Origin of the sequence: Pseudomonas graminis (genome assembly GCF_001705435.1) — a bacterium.
Classification (GTDB): Bacteria; Pseudomonadota; Gammaproteobacteria; order Pseudomonadales; family Pseudomonadaceae; genus Aquipseudomonas; species Aquipseudomonas graminis_B.
On the sequence record NZ_MDEN01000063.1, the window covers coordinates 228013 to 242520 of the forward strand.

A 14508-nucleotide genomic window follows, 5' to 3' on the forward strand; every position below is an offset into this window, starting at 1 on the left:
TTCCGTCAAAAGATGTCCGGTGACTTCTGATTCGCTGAGAGTGAGCTTGCTTACTCTCACAGTGATCAGTTTCCATCCTCGGATCTTGAAACCACATCATACTTGTGGGAGTGAGCTTGCTCACGAATGCGGTGGCGCAGGCAACACAAATTCAGGGCTGATCACACCACCCAACGCGCCCCATACCCCTCAATCAAATCCCGATAAACCTTCGGCAGCTTCTTGTCGCTCACCACCACATGAAAGTCCTGCAATGTCGCGAAATGCGCCGTGCGCACGGCATCGAACTTGGAATGATCGGCCAGCAACATGCAGTGCCGGGCCTGGCGCAGGACCTTTTGCTTGACCTCCACTTCATTGAAATTGAAGCAGGTCACGCCCAGCTCGTCGCTGACCCCGGCTGCTGAAACGAAGGCCCAGGTCAGGCGGATGCCATCCAGAATCGTGGCTTCGCTGTGGTGCTCGAACACCTGATTCTTGCGATGAAAGGTCCCCCCGCACAACACGATGGAGCAGTTGGGCTTCTGCTGCAGCTTGAGCAGGACGTTGAGGGAGTTGCACACGGCGGTGAATTCCAGCTCGTCCGGAATGAAGTCGATGACGAAAGGGATCGTGGTGCCGCAATCGAAAAACACCGTATCGCCGGGTTGGATGAACGCTGCCGCGAGCTTGCCGACCCGGCGCTTTTCCTCGACGTGACGGGTGCCTTGCTCAGTGACCTTGTAATCACTGGCCTCGGACGGATCAAACGCCAGGGTGATGTGCCCGCCCAACAAGTGGAATTTGTCGGGGTGGCGGGTCAGGTCACGACGCAGGGTCATCTCCGAAACGTCCAGCAGGGCGGCCATTTCCTTCAGGTGAATAGCCTTCTGATCGTGCAGGGCTTGCTGGATCAATTTGATCCGGTCGGATTTTTTACTGTCCACGGGCATTCCGATTGTCGAATGGATATGGTAAAAAAATAACATTCATTGTTATATTTACAACATAAAATGATGCGCTCAGGCATGAAGCTTAAAGCGTGTCGATGGTTACCGCCTCACTATCAGGAAACGATTGGCCATGAAGATCGAACCCGCAGCACTCGCCCAGTACATCGACCACACCTTGCTGGCCGCCGACGCCAGTCGCGAGCAGATCGCCACCCTGTGCCGCGAAGCCCAGGCGCACGGATTCTATTCGGTGTGCGTGAATTCTGGCCAGGTGCCTTACGCCGCCTCGTTGCTGGAAGGTCAGGCCGTCAAAGTCTGCGCCGTGGTCGGGTTCCCGCTGGGTGCCGGGCTGAGCGACACCAAGGCTTTCGAGGCGAAGCAGGCCATCGCGGCCGGCGCGGGCGAGATCGACATGGTCCTGAACATCGGCTGGCTGAAGGACGGTCTGTTTGATGAAGTGCACGACGACATCGCTGCCGTCAAAGACGCCTGTGGTGCGGTCCCGCTGAAGGTCATCTTCGAAACCTGCCTGCTGGATGACGCGCAGAAAACCCGCGCCGCCGAGATCTGCCGTGACCTCAACGTCGCCTTCGTCAAGACCTCCACAGGCTTCAGCCGCAGCGGCGCGACCCTGGAAGACGTCACCCTGATGCGCAAGGTCGTGGGGCAGGGCGTTGGCGTGAAAGCGTCCGGCGGCGTGCGTGACTATGCAACAGCGGTGGCGATGATCGAAGCGGGCGCGACGCGACTGGGGACCAGTTCCGGGATCGCGATCGTCAGTGGGGCGGCGGCGTCGGGCTCGGGTTACTGACTCTGCTGGAAGGTGTCTGGCGCTGACCCTCGCAGGGCACCGTCCCTGGTGTGCCTTTCGACAGAAGGCCTTTCGACAGAAGCCTTTCGCCGAAAAGAGCGGGACCCACCCCGCCAATGAGTGGCAAACTGCCGGTGCACTCACTTCTGCACCGGACACCTTTCTCAATGCGAACATTCTCCCTGGCGCGGCTCAAGGCTCGCTGGTTCTTCTGGCTGTGCATGCTGCTGATCGTAGTCGGTCTGCCGGTCGGTTGCGCAGCGCTGCAGCACAAGGAGCGTGAACTGGTCTTCATGATCGAGCCCGGCACGGCGAGCTGGTACCGCGGCCTGCCGTCCGATGTGCAAGAGCTGGAACTCAAGGGGCCATCGTTTGGCCTCGGGCAGAACATCCATGCCTGGTGGTGGGCTTCGGACAAAAAAGACGCTCCCGCCATTCTGTATCTGCACGGCTCGCGCTGGAACCTCACCGGTCAGCTGTTCCGCATCGAACAACTGCGCGCCCTGGGCTTTTCCATCCTCGCCATCGACTACCGCGGTTTCGGCCAGAGCAAGGGCCAGTTGCCGTCGGAAGCGTCGGTCTATGAAGACGCGCGCATCGCCTGGGAACGTCTCAAGCAGATTCAACCCGACCCGCAAAAGCGCCTCATCTACGGTCATTCGCTGGGTGGCGCCGTGGCCGTTGACCTCGCCGCCGAACTGGGCCGGGACGCGCAGAAAGGCGACGGGCCAATTCAGGCGCGGGGCCTGATCATCGAATCGACCTTCACCAACCTCGCCGACGTCGCGTCCTCCGTCGCCAGCAAACGCACCTCGTTGCCGGTGCGCTGGCTGGTCTCGCAGAAATTCGACTCCATCGACAAGATCGCCGATGTGCAGATGCCGGTGCTGATCGTCCATGGCACGGCGGACCCGTTCGTCGCGCCGCGTTTCAGTGAAGCGTTGTTCGACGCGGCACAGGAGCCGAAGAACCTGCTGATGGTGCCGGGTGGTAACCACAACAACAGCATGAACCTTGGGCGCGAGGCCTACAGCCAGGCGATCCAGAACCTGCTCAGGGAGAAGCCTCCGGCAGTGCATGCGTCCAACGCATCGGCGGCGTTGCTCAAGCAACCCGGTTAGCCCCTTTTCATGAACGCGGCCGGTGTCCTCTCAAAGCACCTGCCGTCCACTGCCGCGAGCGCTGCCAATGGACACACACGCAGACGAAGACACCCATCTGACTCACTCCGCCCGGGACTGGGTGCTGCGTGCCGTGCCGCTGCCGCAGATCGAGCGGATCGAGGCGTATTTTCACGGCCACGGTTTCGAGATGCACCGCCACGACACCTACGCGATCGGCCACACGATGTCCGGAGTGCAGAGCTTTCAGTACGGCAAGGAACAGGTCAACAACCTGCCGGGGCAGACGATGGTGCTGCATCCCGACGAAGCCCATGACGGCCATGCCGGGACCGAAGACGGCTTTCGCTACCGGATGTTCTATCTGGAGCCGGCGATGATTCAGCAGGTGCTCGGTGGCAAGCCGCTGCCGTTCATCAAGGGCGGGGCGTCGAATGATCCGCGCCTGTTCAGGGCGACGCAGGCGCTTTTGTCCGATCTGAACAACGCGCTGGATCCTCTGGAACTGGACGACGCGATCTACGACCTGGCCATCGCCCTGCAAGCGGCCGCCGGTGTGCGCAAGGGCCGTCAGACCGTCAATTACACCGGCGCGCAACGTGCGCGGGAAATGCTCATGGCCAGTCTGGAACAGGGCGTGAGCCTCACCGATCTGGAACAGGCCAGCGACACCGACCGCTGGCGCCTGTCCCGGGATTTCCGCGTGCTGTTCGGCACCACGCCCTACCGCTACCTGACCCTGCGCCGGCTGGACCTGGTGCGCCATTCGATAGCGTTGGGCGTGTCGTTGAGCGATGCGTCGGTGATGGCGGGATTCTCCGACCAGAGCCACATGACGCGGCATTTCGGGAAGACCTTCGGCTACCCGCCGGGGCGGTGGTTGAAGATGTTGAGGGCAGGCGCATAGCGGATCGAACGCCCTTGGTGGGACTGGCCTTGGCTGGGAAGGCTGTACACCTTGTGGGACCGGCTTCAGCCGGGAAGGCGCCAGGCGTCACGCCGCAGAATGGATGGCGTCCATGAGGGCCTCTTCCCGGCTAAAGCCGGTCCCACTATTTGAACGCGCTCATCCTGTGGGACTGGCTTTAGCCGGGAATGCATCATGCGTCACACCGCAAAACTGATGGTGTACGCAAGGGCCTCTTCCCGGCTAAAGCCGGTCCTACTATTTGGACGCGGTCATCCTGTGGGACTGGCTTTAGCCGGGAAAGCGTCAGGCGTCACACCGCAAAATGGATGGCGTACCCACCGGCCTCTTCCCGGCTGAAGCCGGTCCCACTATTTGAACGCGGTCATCCTGTGGGACTGGCTTTAGCCGGGAATGCATCATGCGTCACACCGCAAAACTGATGGTGTACGCAAGGGCCTCTTCCCGGCTGAAGCCGGTCCTACGAAGACACCGCATACCCTCCTGAAACACTGCCCGCTTTTGTAGGACTGGCTTTAGCCGGGAAGGCGTCAGTTGAATCACCGCAATACCAACCCACCCACCACCCTGCAATAACGTACAAGACCCCACCCACAACCACGCTCTAGATTGGCACCACATCAAACCCTTCGGAGCCGCCCACGTGTCCACGTCCAACAATCAACACACCCCCATCAATTTCGCTCAGAAATACAGCCTGTTCACCGAGCAGTGGCAGCCAAAAGTCATCGCGCAGATGAACGACTACCAGTTCAAGCTGGCGCGGCTGGAAGGGGAGTTTCTCTGGCACCGCCACGCTGACACCGACGAAACCTTCATCGTGATCGAAGGGTGTTTGCGCATCGATTTTCGTGACGGTTTCGTCGAGCTCAACGCGGGCGAGTTGTATGTCGTGCCCAAGGGTGTCGAGCACAAGCCGTTCGCTGCCCAAGAGGTGAAGCTGATGCTGATCGAGCCAAGCGGGGTGATCAACACCGGCGACGATACCAACGAGCGCACGGCGCCGAATGATAGGTGGATTTGAACGATGTGGTTCAACCTTCCGCCGATTATTGCCCGAGGCGCCCAGGGTTTTAGGTGTGGTCGATACCTGGCGCCTTTTGCAGGACTCACCACTCATCCCCCTGGACCTCCCACCTGCACGTGATTGTCGTGGAAAGCGTAGGGCCTCAGATCGTTTCGAAATAGTGGTTATTTCGAAAGCGCCTGTTGTGGATTAACCCCCTGATTATTCGGTTCATTCGCAATCGCTCGGGCTTGGCAATTCTGTGACTACTGTCATATTTGACAGTAGCCACACCTAGCTTATGAAATTACCTTGGACGGAAAGGTCGTAGCAGATGTGTCGATATCGGTTTTCGGAAGTGTGGGTCAACGCGTTGAACTGTCTGATTCTGGAGAAAACAGATGGCTGACAATGTGGATGGTCCCTGAGGATTGAGTTCTACAAAGATCGGGCCAGTGAAAGCTGGCTTCATTCCAGCGGGTGATTTTTTCACGAATACTTCGGTGGTAATTGCCCGCATAACATCTCCATCAACTCGACCGGCGCCAACTGGATATCCGTGCTTTGAGTCGTCTGTACGCAGCTGCCTAATATGACAGGGTTAACTTTCAATAACAGCAATCATCCAAACGTTTAGGTGAATACGATGACAGACGAAAACCCTCTATGCGAGGTTGTCAAAAGTCCGGCAGCAGGCTTGGCCTCTCGCACCGCCGGGATGGCTTCAACAACAGTGGATATATATGACGGTGATGTAAAAGTGGGGACAGCGCCGGTCGTCGATGGAGCATGGCAATATACCGCCTCCTCCCTCGCCAAAGGCGATCATCATTTTACGGCGAGGCTCGATGCCCTGCGCAGTAATTCGTGGGACCTGACGATACGCGACGCGCTGCAACTGAATGCGCCGGGTGTCGTTGAGGTTTTCATGGACAGTGGGACTGGCTTTGGCAACTCGTTAAATCTCTTGAAAAGCATCAATTCTGCGACTGTGATTGTTAAATATCCCGGGATGGAAACGGGAGACCAGGTGACAATGAGCTGGAATGGAGCAGGAGGCTCCACCTCTGAAACCAAGCTGGCTGGAAGTTCAGGGGATGTAAGCTTTATCGTTCCGAAAACATATATAACTAGCAACATTAATCAGCGTGTTCGGGTGTCGTATACGGTCGTGCCAGTGGGTGCGACGAACACGGTGAATTCGCCCGAGATGGTTTTTGAAATTACTAATGATTCGTTAGTTGGAAACCCCTATTTTGTTGAAGGATTTAGAATATCGTGGTACCGGTGCACTTTTAGTTCAGGTGAAATAGTAGTGAGTAACAGTACGAGTCCAGGTACCCGTTTAGGCTCGACTCCTGATGGAGATCCGAGCGCGGAAACGCGATTCAGAGCCACCGAGACAACCTCCACTTTTATGGAGAATAAAATCGGCGCTCAGCCGTGGCGCTATTCAGCAATATATCCAACTAATGTACCCGGTATCGGTTTCAAGCTAATTGATGAGGGTGGCACAATTTGTGAGGCTGGACCTGGTAATAGAAATGGGGCTGGCCTCTACGGTAATCCCGGTACTACGATGAGGGTTGAGTTTTTTAAGACAGGGTTCGTGGAACCCGGCACGATACCCGCAGGTGACGTAGTGGAGTGGAGATTTGGCGCTAATCGGCTTTATTACATGTCAGTTTACTTAGCTGACGCTATAAGAATAGTAGTGACTTGAATCGTAATCCTCGGCGAGATATCCACGGCATACCGCAAATACGTAGCGCGTCGCGTTGCAGCCGTCCGGCTTGCCGGCGCTGGTGTCGTCAAGGCCGCCGCCGACAAGCAGTGCGGCTACAGGATCGGTGTTTGCGGGGCTATGTTGTCGGGCAGCAACACCGCAATCAACGCCCTGACCACCCCCGGCAGGGCGTCCAGTTCACGGACCAGAATGCTCCGCTCGCGCACCGCCCAGGGCTCGTCGAGCTCGATGGTCACCAGCTTCATCGTCCTGCTGTGGCGCGACGCTGCCGACTCCGGGATCACCCCGATGCCCACCCCGGCTTCGACCATCCGGCAAATGGCCTCGAAGCTCGACACCTGAATCCGCAGCGACAAATTCTGCCCCAGCCGCTCCACGTGATCGCGCAGAAAAGTCAGCAATGTGCTGCCTTCGTGCAGCCCGATGTGCTGAAACGCCAGGGTTTGCTTGAACGTGATCTTTTTCTCGGCCGCCAGCTCATGGCCCACCGGCACGGTCAGCACCAGGCGGTCGGTGCTGAAGTGGATGACCTGCAAACCCGCCGCTTCCACCGGCCCGGCGATGATGCCCATGTCGGTGCTGCCATCGAGCACGCCGCGCACGATGTCCCGGGACAGGCGCTCCTGCAGGTCCACCGTGACGCCGGGCCGTTTCGCCAGAAACCCTGCCAGCACTTCGGGCAGAAACTCGGTGACGGCAGTGGTGTTGGCGAAGATGCGAATGTGTCCGGCTGAATCGGTGCCGTAACTGGTGAACTCACTCTTCAGGTAATCCACCTGGCTCATGATCAGCCGCGCGTGTTTGAGCAGGCGCTGACCGGCAGGGGTCAGTTCCACGCCGCGGCTGTCGCGGTACAACAGGCGTGTGCCGAGTTGACCTTCCAGCGCCTTGATCCGTGCGCTGGCGGCGGCAGGGGAGAGAAACGCCCGGCGCGCGCCCTGGGTCAGGCTCGGTGATTCGCCGATATGAATGAAGAGGCGCAAGTCAGCCAGGTCGAAATGCATGGGCGTGTCCGGACGTTGCAGAAGGCGTTCATCATACCCGAACGCCGCTATACGCAAATGCAAATTCACAGAATGCCGGCGCACTTCCATGATCGGGCCATAACAACACAACAAACCCAGAGGGTTCCCGCCCATGAGCGCTGCAGCGTCACCCGTGGATTTCACGGCCTGGATCGGCCGCACTGAAGAAGCCCAGGATCATCTGAGCGTCAACCTGATCAAGCGCATCGCCGCCACCTTTGGCGAGCCCACGCCCGCTGCCGGCGATCCATTGCCGCCGCTGTGGCAATGGTGTTTTTTCCAGGAGCCGCTGTTCGAAGCGCAACTCGGCGGTGACGGCCACCCGGCCCGTGGCGGCTTTCTGCCCCCGGCGGACAATCGCAACCGCATGTGGGCCGGTGGCCGCGTCGAGTTCATTCAGCCGCTGAAGGTGGGTGCTGACGCCCATCGCCTGTCGACCATTCTGCACATTGAGGAAAAGCACGGCCGCACCGGGTCGCTGCTGTTCGTGACCGTGCGCCACGACTACTCGCAAGACGGCGAGTTGTGCGTGCGTGAGGAGCAGGACATCGTTTACCGCGAGCCCAATCCGCCAAAGCTCAACAGCGGTGACGCGCCAGATCAGGGCGAGTGGAGCGAGGTCATCGAGCCGACGCCGACGCTGCTGTTCCGCTATTCGGCCGTGACCTTCAACGGCCACCGCATTCACTACGACTACCCCTACGTCACCGGCACAGAAGGCTATTCCGGCCTGGTCGTGCACGGGCCGATGATCGCCACGTTCAACCTACGCGCCTTCATTCGCGCCCATCCCGACAAGCGCGTGCGGCATTTCGCCTATCGCGGCTTGCGCCCGCTCAACGTGCCTGCGGTGTTCCGCGTCGGTGGGCGAGTCGTCGAGCCGGGCAAGGCGCAGCTGTGGGCCGGCAATGACGCCGGCGCCGCCCAGAGCGCCGAAGTCGTTTTTGACTGAACCCTTCTTCTTTAGAGCCCAGCGCGCCGATCCATGGCCGCCGGCCGATGCGAGTGGACACCATGAACCCTTACGAAAACGAAGACCTCAATGCCATCCGTGACGGCGTGCGCGCGCTGTGTGCCCAGTTTCCGGCCGAATACTGGCGCAAGATCGATGAACAGAAAGGCTTCCCGGACACCTTCGTCAAGGCGCTGACCGACGAGGGCTGGCTCTCAGCGATGATCCCCGAAGAGTACGGTGGCTCCGGTCTGGGCCTGGCGGAAGCCTCGGTGATCCTCGAAGAAGTGAACGCCTGCGGCGGCAATTCCGGCACCGTGCACGGCCAGATGTACAACATGTTCACCCTGTTGCGTCACGGCAGTGACGCACAGAAAAGCTACTACCTGCCCAAGCTCGCCAGCGGCGAACTGCGCCTGCAATCCATGGGCGTGACCGAACCGAGCACCGGCACCGACACCACCAAGATCAAGACCACGGCGGTGAAGCAGGGCGACAAGTACGTGATCAACGGCCAGAAGGTCTGGATCTCCCGCGTGCAGCATTCCGACCTGATGATCCTGCTGGCGCGCACCACGCCGCTGGCCGAGGTGACGAAAAAGTCCGAAGGCATGTCGATCTTCATCGTTGACCTGCGCGACGCCATCGGCAACGGCCTGACCGTTCAGCCCATCGCCAACATGGTCAACCACGAGACCAACGAGCTGTTCTTCGACAATCTCGAACTCCCCGCCGAGAGCCTGATCGGCGAGGAAGGCAAGGGCTTCCGCTACATCCTCGACGGCCTGAATGCCGAACGCACGCTGATCGCCGCCGAATGCATCGGCGACGGCCGGTGGTTTATCGAGAAGTCCGCCGCCTACGCCCGTGATCGCGTGGTGTTTGGCCGCCCGATCGGGCAGAACCAGGGCGTGCAGTTCCCCATCGCCGAAGCGCACATCGAAATCGAAGCGGCGGACCTGATGCGCTGGCGTGCCTGCGAGGAATACGACAGCGGCAAAAACGCCGGTGCCAGCGCCAACATGGCCAAATACCTCGCGGCAAAAGCGTCCTGGGAAGCGGCCAATGCGTGCCTGCAAACCCATGGCGGATTCGGGTTCGCCTGCGAGTACGACGTGGAGCGCAAATTCCGCGAAACCCGTCTGTATCAGGTCGCGCCGATCTCCACCAACCTGATTCTTTCCTACGTTGCCGAGCACCTGCTCGACCTGCCGCGCAGCTTTTGAGGACGCCGACATGAGCCATACCCAGGCATTGGCGGGTTTCCTCGCCGAGCTGACCTACGAGCAAATTCCCGGCGTCGTGCTGGACCGAACCGAAGACCTGTTCCTCGACTGGATCGGCTCGGCGCTGGCCAGCCAGGGCGCACGGCCGATTCCGTTGTTCGAGCGCTACGCCGAACGCATGGGCCCGCAACAGGGCAAGGCGAAGATTCTGGTGAGCGGTCGCGGCACTTCGGCGTACTTCGCCGCGCTGGTGAACGGTGCGTCTTCGCACCTGGTCGAGCAGGACGACCTGCACAACAGCTCAGTGCTGCACCCGGCGACGGTGGTGTTCTCGGCCGTGCTCGCAGCGGCCCAGGACCTCGACAAAACCGGCCAGGATTTACTGCTGGCGTCGGTCGCCGGTTACGAAGCCGGCATCCGCATCGGCGAATTCATGGGCCGCTCGCACTACCGCATCTTCCACACCACCGCGACGGTCGGCACCCTGGCCGCTGCGGTGGGCGTCGGCAAGCTGTTGAATTTCGACAAAGAGCATTTCATCAATCTGCTGGGCACGGCGGGCACCCAGGCCGCCGGGCTGTGGGAATTTCTCCGTGACGCAGCCGATTCCAAGCAGCTGCACACCGCCAAGGCGGCGGCCGATGGCCTGCTGGCGGCGTACCTCACCGAAGACGGCCTGACCGGCGCACGGAATATTCTCGAAGGCGATCAGGGCATGGCGGCGGGGATGTCCAGCGACAGTGATCCCGCCAAGCTGTCCGACCGCCTCGGCAGCCGATGGGCGCTGGTGGAGACCTCATTCAAGTTTCACGCCTCGTGCCGCCACACCCATCCGGCGGCCGATGCCCTGCTGCACCTGATGAAGCGCGAAGGCCTGCGCCATGGGCAGATCGCCAAGGTGGTCACCCGGGTTCATCAGGGCGCCATCGATGTGCTCGGCCGGGTCGATGTGCCGCAGACCGTGCATCAGGCGAAGTTTTCCATGGGCGCAGTGCTCGGGTTGATTGCAGTTCACGGCAGCGCGCAGTTGATCGAATTCCGCGACCTGGCCCTGAGCGATGCCGACGTTGCGGCCTTCCGCGAAAAAGTGACGATGGAACTGGACCCGGAGGTCGACGGCGCTTATCCAGCGCGCTGGCTGGGGCGGGTGATCGTCACCACCACCGATGGCCGGGTGTTGAGCGCTGGCATCGATGAGCCGAAAGGCGATCCTGGCAACACCCTGTCGCGGCCTGAGCTGGAGGACAAGGTTCAGCGCCTGCTGGCGTTCTCCGGCGCACGCACGGCGGAGCAGGGCACGGCGTTGATCCAGCGGGTGTGGCAGCTGCGCGATGCGCAGAATTTGAACGATCTGATCTAAACGCAAGCGCGCTCCTGCAGGTGGGCACGAAGAGGTTTTCGAACATGACTCAACAACCCCCGCGTCCTCTGGACGGCATCACCGTCGTCAGTCTGGAACACGCCATTGCCGCGCCGTTCTGCACGCGGCAACTGGCGGATCTCGGCGCCCGCGTGATCAAGATCGAGCGCCCCGGCGTCGGCGATTTCGCCCGTGGCTACGACCAGCGCGTCGACGGCCTGGCCTCGCATTTCGTCTGGACCAACCGCTCCAAGGAAAGCCTGACCCTGGACCTCAAGCAGGACCAGGCCGGCGACATTCTTGAGTCGTTGCTCGGCAAGGCCGACGTGCTGGTACAAAACCTGGCGCCGGGCGCCGCTGCCCGTATGGGCCTGTCGTTCGAAGCCCTGCACGAACGTTTCCCGCGCCTGATCGTCTGTGACATTTCGGGTTACGGCGAAGGCGGGCCCTACGAGAAGAAGAAGGCCTACGACCTGTTGATCCAGAGCGAGGGCGGCTTTTTGTCGGTCACCGGTGGTCCCGGGGAAAACGAGATGGCCAAGGCCGGTTGCTCCATCGCCGACATCGCCGCCGGGATGTACGCCTACACCGGGATTCTGTCGGCGTTGATGCTGCGGGACAAGACCGGGGAGGGCAGCCGCATCGACGTCAGCATGCTGGAAAGCCTGGTGGAGTGGATGGGCTACCCGATGTATTACGCCTACAACGGCGCGCCCCCACCGCCACGGGCCGGCGCGTCCCACTCGACGATCTATCCTTACGGGCCGTTTCCCACCGGCGGGGGCGGCACGATCATGCTGGGCCTGCAGAACGAGCGCGAATGGGCGGTGTTCTGCGAGAAGGTCCTGCTCGATCCGGCGCTGGCCACCGACGAGCGCTTTTCCGCGAATTTCAAGCGCTCGGAAAACCGCGAGGCGCTGCGGCAGATCATCGTCGACGGCTTCGCCCCATTGAGCGTCGATGACGTGGTTGCTCGTCTGGAAGACGCGCAGATCGCCAACGCCCGGGTCAACGACATGCAGGGCGTCTGGGACCATCCGCAGCTCAAGGCCCGTGATCGATGGTGCGAAGTCGACAGCCCGTCCGGCCCGCTGCCGTCGCTGCTGCCGCCGGGCCACAACACCGCGTTCACGCCGCGCATGGACGGCGTGCCGGGCCTGGGGCAGCACACCGGCAGCATCCTCGGCGAGCTGGGGTTTTCGGCTGAAGACCAGGCGCGGATGGCGGCGGGCGGGGTGGTCTAGCGCCCGTTCTGCAAAAGGCTCTTTTGCACAGCGCATCCCTTCCTACAGGACACTCTCAGGACACCCACATGGCCCACACCAACATCCGCTCCGCACTGTTCGTCCCCGGCAGTCGCCCTGATCGTTTTGCCAAAGCGCTGGCGGCCGGCGCCGATGCCGTCATCGTTGATTTCGAAGACGCCGTCGAAGAACCCCTCAAGCGCCAGGCCCGGGACAATCTTGCGGCCTTCTTGAACGACAACCCCCAAGCCTCGGTGTGGGTGCGGGTCAATGCACCGACTCATGCCGAACATGCCCATGACTTGGCGTTTTGCCGGCAGCACGCGGGCGTGGCCGGGGTGCTGCTGCCGAAAGTCGAAATCGCTGCTCACGTCGCTGCGGTCTGGCAGACAGGCAAACCGGTTCTGCCGATCATCGAAAGCGCCAAGGGCCTGCTGGCTCTGGAGCAGATTGCCCATGCAGAGGGGGTCGAGCGTTTGTCGTTCGGCGGGCTTGACCTGGCCCTGGATCTGAACCTCAATAGCGGCACCCACGCTGCACAGATGTTTCTTGACCAGGCGCGGATGTCGGTGCAACTGCATTCAAGGGGCGCGGACCTGCTGCCCCCGCTGGACGGTGTGTACCCGGCCATCGGCGACCCGAAAGGTTTGCACCGCGCCATTCGCCACGCCTACGACATGGGGTATGGCGGCGCGTTGTGCATCCATCCGGCGCAAGTGCCGGTGATCCACGCCGCGTTGGCCCCCAGCGCTGATGACTTGAACTGGGCGCAAAAGGTGATCAACGCCAGCGCGGCGGCCAAGGGGGCGGGAGCCTTTCAGCTGGACGGGCACATGGTCGACGCGCCGGTGTTGCTGAGGGCCCAACGTTTGCTGGCGCTGGCGGCGGGGTGAACGCAGTCGCCGCCGGGGCGCCGGTGGAAAGCTGGATCGCGTTCAGCAACCCCGAACGCCGGCTTTCACAAAAGCAGATTCTCTAAACACCGGAGCTTCGTCATGGTGGAGTTGCACTATGCTCATGGGCTCCACCTGCTCCTGCCAACATAAGTTCATACAAAAATAAAAAGGTGATATCGATGTTGAAGCTGACCAAAGCGCTTTTCTGCGCGGCCGCAGTGTCTGTGGCCAGCCTTGCACAGGCCGCTGATCCGATCACGATCAAGTTCGCCCACGTGGTGGCGGAAAACACGCCGAAGGGGCAGGGCGCGTTGCTCTTCCAGAAGATGGTCGCCGCCGACCCGGCCTTGAAAGACAAAGTCAAAGTCGAGGTGTACCCCAACTCCTCGCTGTTCGGCGACGGCAAGGAAATGGAAGCCCTGCTGCTCGGCGACGTGCAGATGCTGGCGCCGTCACTGGCGAAATTCGAGCAGTACACCAAGAAAGTGCAGATCTTCGATCTGCCGTTTCTGTTCAACGACCTCGCTGCCGTTGACCGCTTTCAGCAGGGTCCCCAGGGCAAGGCGTTGCTGACCGCGATGGACGACAAAGGCATTCACGGTCTGGCGTATTGGCACAACGGCCTCAAGCAACTGTCCGCCAACAAAAAGCTCGTTGAACCGAAAGATGCCCGTGGCTTGAAATTCCGCGTTCAGGCCTCCAGCGTGCTCGAAGCCCAATTTGTCGCCCTGCACGCCAACCCGCGCAAGATGAGCTTCGCCGAGGTCTATCAAGGCCTGCAGACCGGCACCGTCAACGGCACCGAAAACACCTGGTCGAACTACGAAAGCCAGAAGGTCAACGAGGTGCAGCCGTTCTTCACCGAGTCCAACCACGGCCTGATCGACTACATGGTGATCACCAACTCCAAGTTCTGGAACGGCCTGCCGGCGGACGTGCGTGGCGAACTGCAAACGATCATGGATCAGGTGACGGTCGAGGTGAACAAACAGGCCGAAGCGTTGAACCAGACCGCCAAGCAGAAAATCATCGACGCCAAGACCAGCGAAATCGTGACGCTCACCCCTGAGCAGCGCGCGAAATGGCGTGAAGCCATGAAGCCGGTCTGGGACAAATTCTCCGAAGAAATCGGTGCCGACCTGATCAAGGCTGCCGACGATTCGAACAAGGCGCCTTGAGCCCTTCCTTCGCTTCTCGATACAGACCGTGACGGCCCGGCGGCCACCCGTTTCGCGGGTGATCCGCCTCCACGGCCGTCGC

13 protein-coding genes are annotated in these 14508 nt (G+C 60.9%); 11 read left to right on the forward strand and 2 right to left on the reverse strand.

Features of this window, described 5'->3' with window-relative positions:
- Positions 1-161: 161 nt before the first annotated feature.
- Complete coding sequence (gene deoR / locus BBI10_RS14755) at positions 162-932, reverse strand: DNA-binding transcriptional repressor DeoR (protein ID WP_065989462.1); 771 nt, start codon at positions 930-932, stop codon at positions 162-164.
- 130 nt (positions 933-1062) lie between these two features.
- Here deoR and deoC point away from each other — a divergent pair, with 130 nt between their 5' ends.
- The 5 genes from deoC (at position 1063) to BBI10_RS27295 (ending at position 6521) form a co-directional block, all read left to right on the forward strand.
- Positions 1063-1743 carry a deoxyribose-phosphate aldolase gene (deoC, locus tag BBI10_RS14760; protein WP_065989465.1) on the forward strand — a complete coding sequence of 227 codons (681 nt, stop codon included), beginning with the start codon at positions 1063-1065 and terminating at the stop codon, positions 1741-1743.
- A 167-nt stretch (positions 1744-1910) separates the two neighbouring features.
- The gene (locus tag BBI10_RS14765) at positions 1911-2864 is read left to right on the forward strand and encodes an alpha/beta hydrolase (protein ID WP_065989467.1); all 954 of its coding nucleotides are present in this window, start codon (positions 1911-1913) and stop codon (positions 2862-2864) included.
- Between the two features lie 67 nt (positions 2865-2931).
- Complete coding sequence (locus BBI10_RS14770) at positions 2932-3771, forward strand: AraC family transcriptional regulator (RefSeq protein ID WP_065989471.1); 840 nt, start codon at positions 2932-2934, stop codon at positions 3769-3771.
- A gap of 664 nt (positions 3772-4435) precedes the next feature.
- A complete protein-coding gene (locus tag BBI10_RS14775; RefSeq protein WP_065989473.1) occupies positions 4436-4816 on the forward strand; it encodes a cupin domain-containing protein in 381 nt (126 codons plus the stop codon).
- 628 nt (positions 4817-5444) lie between these two features.
- On the forward strand, positions 5445-6521 hold the full coding sequence (locus tag BBI10_RS27295) for an Ig-like domain repeat protein (RefSeq protein WP_141695195.1): 1077 nt from the start codon (positions 5445-5447) through the stop codon (positions 6519-6521).
- 116 nt (positions 6522-6637) lie between these two features.
- On the opposite strand, the gene BBI10_RS14780 is transcribed toward BBI10_RS27295, so the two are convergent.
- A complete protein-coding gene (locus BBI10_RS14780) occupies positions 6638-7549 on the reverse strand; it encodes a LysR family transcriptional regulator (protein WP_065989475.1) in 912 nt (303 codons plus the stop codon).
- 133 nt (positions 7550-7682) lie between these two features.
- Here BBI10_RS14780 and BBI10_RS14785 point away from each other — a divergent pair, with 133 nt between their 5' ends.
- The 6 genes from BBI10_RS14785 to BBI10_RS14810 all read left to right on the forward strand — a co-directional run bounded on the left by BBI10_RS14785 (position 7683) and on the right by BBI10_RS14810 (position 14426).
- The gene (locus tag BBI10_RS14785) at positions 7683-8522 is read left to right on the forward strand and encodes an FAS1-like dehydratase domain-containing protein (protein WP_065989477.1); all 840 of its coding nucleotides are present in this window, start codon (positions 7683-7685) and stop codon (positions 8520-8522) included.
- Positions 8523-8584: 62 nt separating this feature from the next.
- Positions 8585-9748 carry an acyl-CoA dehydrogenase family protein gene (locus BBI10_RS14790; protein WP_065989705.1) on the forward strand — a complete coding sequence of 388 codons (1164 nt, stop codon included), beginning with the start codon at positions 8585-8587 and terminating at the stop codon, positions 9746-9748.
- Positions 9749-9758: 10 nt separating this feature from the next.
- A complete protein-coding gene (locus BBI10_RS14795; protein ID WP_065989483.1) occupies positions 9759-11108 on the forward strand; it encodes an MmgE/PrpD family protein in 1350 nt (449 codons plus the stop codon).
- Positions 11109-11152: 44 nt separating this feature from the next.
- Positions 11153-12352: a CaiB/BaiF CoA transferase family protein gene (locus BBI10_RS14800; RefSeq protein ID WP_065989485.1), complete on the forward strand. Its 1200-nt coding sequence runs from the start codon at positions 11153-11155 to the stop codon at positions 12350-12352.
- Between the two features lie 68 nt (positions 12353-12420).
- Positions 12421-13245, forward strand: a complete 825-nt coding sequence (locus tag BBI10_RS14805; protein ID WP_065989487.1) for an HpcH/HpaI aldolase/citrate lyase family protein — start codon at positions 12421-12423, stop codon at positions 13243-13245.
- Positions 13246-13427: 182 nt separating this feature from the next.
- Complete coding sequence (locus BBI10_RS14810; protein WP_065989489.1) at positions 13428-14426, forward strand: TRAP transporter substrate-binding protein; 999 nt, start codon at positions 13428-13430, stop codon at positions 14424-14426.
- Positions 14427-14508: the final 82 nt, after the last annotated feature.

What these genes read in the sequence shown, in the direction of transcription:
- deoR (WP_065989462.1), bottom strand. Translation starts at nt 932, where the DNA reads ATGCCCGTGGACAGTAAAAAATCCGACCGGATCAAATTGATCCAGCAA.
- deoC (WP_065989465.1), top strand. Translation starts at nt 1,063, where the DNA reads ATGAAGATCGAACCCGCAGCACTCGCCCAGTACATCGACCACACCTTG.
- BBI10_RS14765 (WP_065989467.1), top strand. Translation starts at nt 1,911, where the DNA reads ATGCGAACATTCTCCCTGGCGCGGCTCAAGGCTCGCTGGTTCTTCTGG.
- BBI10_RS14770 (WP_065989471.1), top strand. Translation starts at nt 2,932, where the DNA reads ATGGACACACACGCAGACGAAGACACCCATCTGACTCACTCCGCCCGG.
- BBI10_RS27295 (WP_141695195.1), top strand. Translation starts at nt 5,445, where the DNA reads ATGACAGACGAAAACCCTCTATGCGAGGTTGTCAAAAGTCCGGCAGCA.
- BBI10_RS14780 (WP_065989475.1), bottom strand. Translation starts at nt 7,549, where the DNA reads ATGCATTTCGACCTGGCTGACTTGCGCCTCTTCATTCATATCGGCGAA.
- BBI10_RS14785 (WP_065989477.1), top strand. Translation starts at nt 7,683, where the DNA reads ATGAGCGCTGCAGCGTCACCCGTGGATTTCACGGCCTGGATCGGCCGC.
- BBI10_RS14790 (WP_065989705.1), top strand. Translation starts at nt 8,585, where the DNA reads ATGAACCCTTACGAAAACGAAGACCTCAATGCCATCCGTGACGGCGTG.
- BBI10_RS14795 (WP_065989483.1), top strand. Translation starts at nt 9,759, where the DNA reads ATGAGCCATACCCAGGCATTGGCGGGTTTCCTCGCCGAGCTGACCTAC.
- BBI10_RS14800 (WP_065989485.1), top strand. Translation starts at nt 11,153, where the DNA reads ATGACTCAACAACCCCCGCGTCCTCTGGACGGCATCACCGTCGTCAGT.
- BBI10_RS14805 (WP_065989487.1), top strand. Translation starts at nt 12,421, where the DNA reads ATGGCCCACACCAACATCCGCTCCGCACTGTTCGTCCCCGGCAGTCGC.
- BBI10_RS14810 (WP_065989489.1), top strand. Translation starts at nt 13,428, where the DNA reads ATGTTGAAGCTGACCAAAGCGCTTTTCTGCGCGGCCGCAGTGTCTGTG.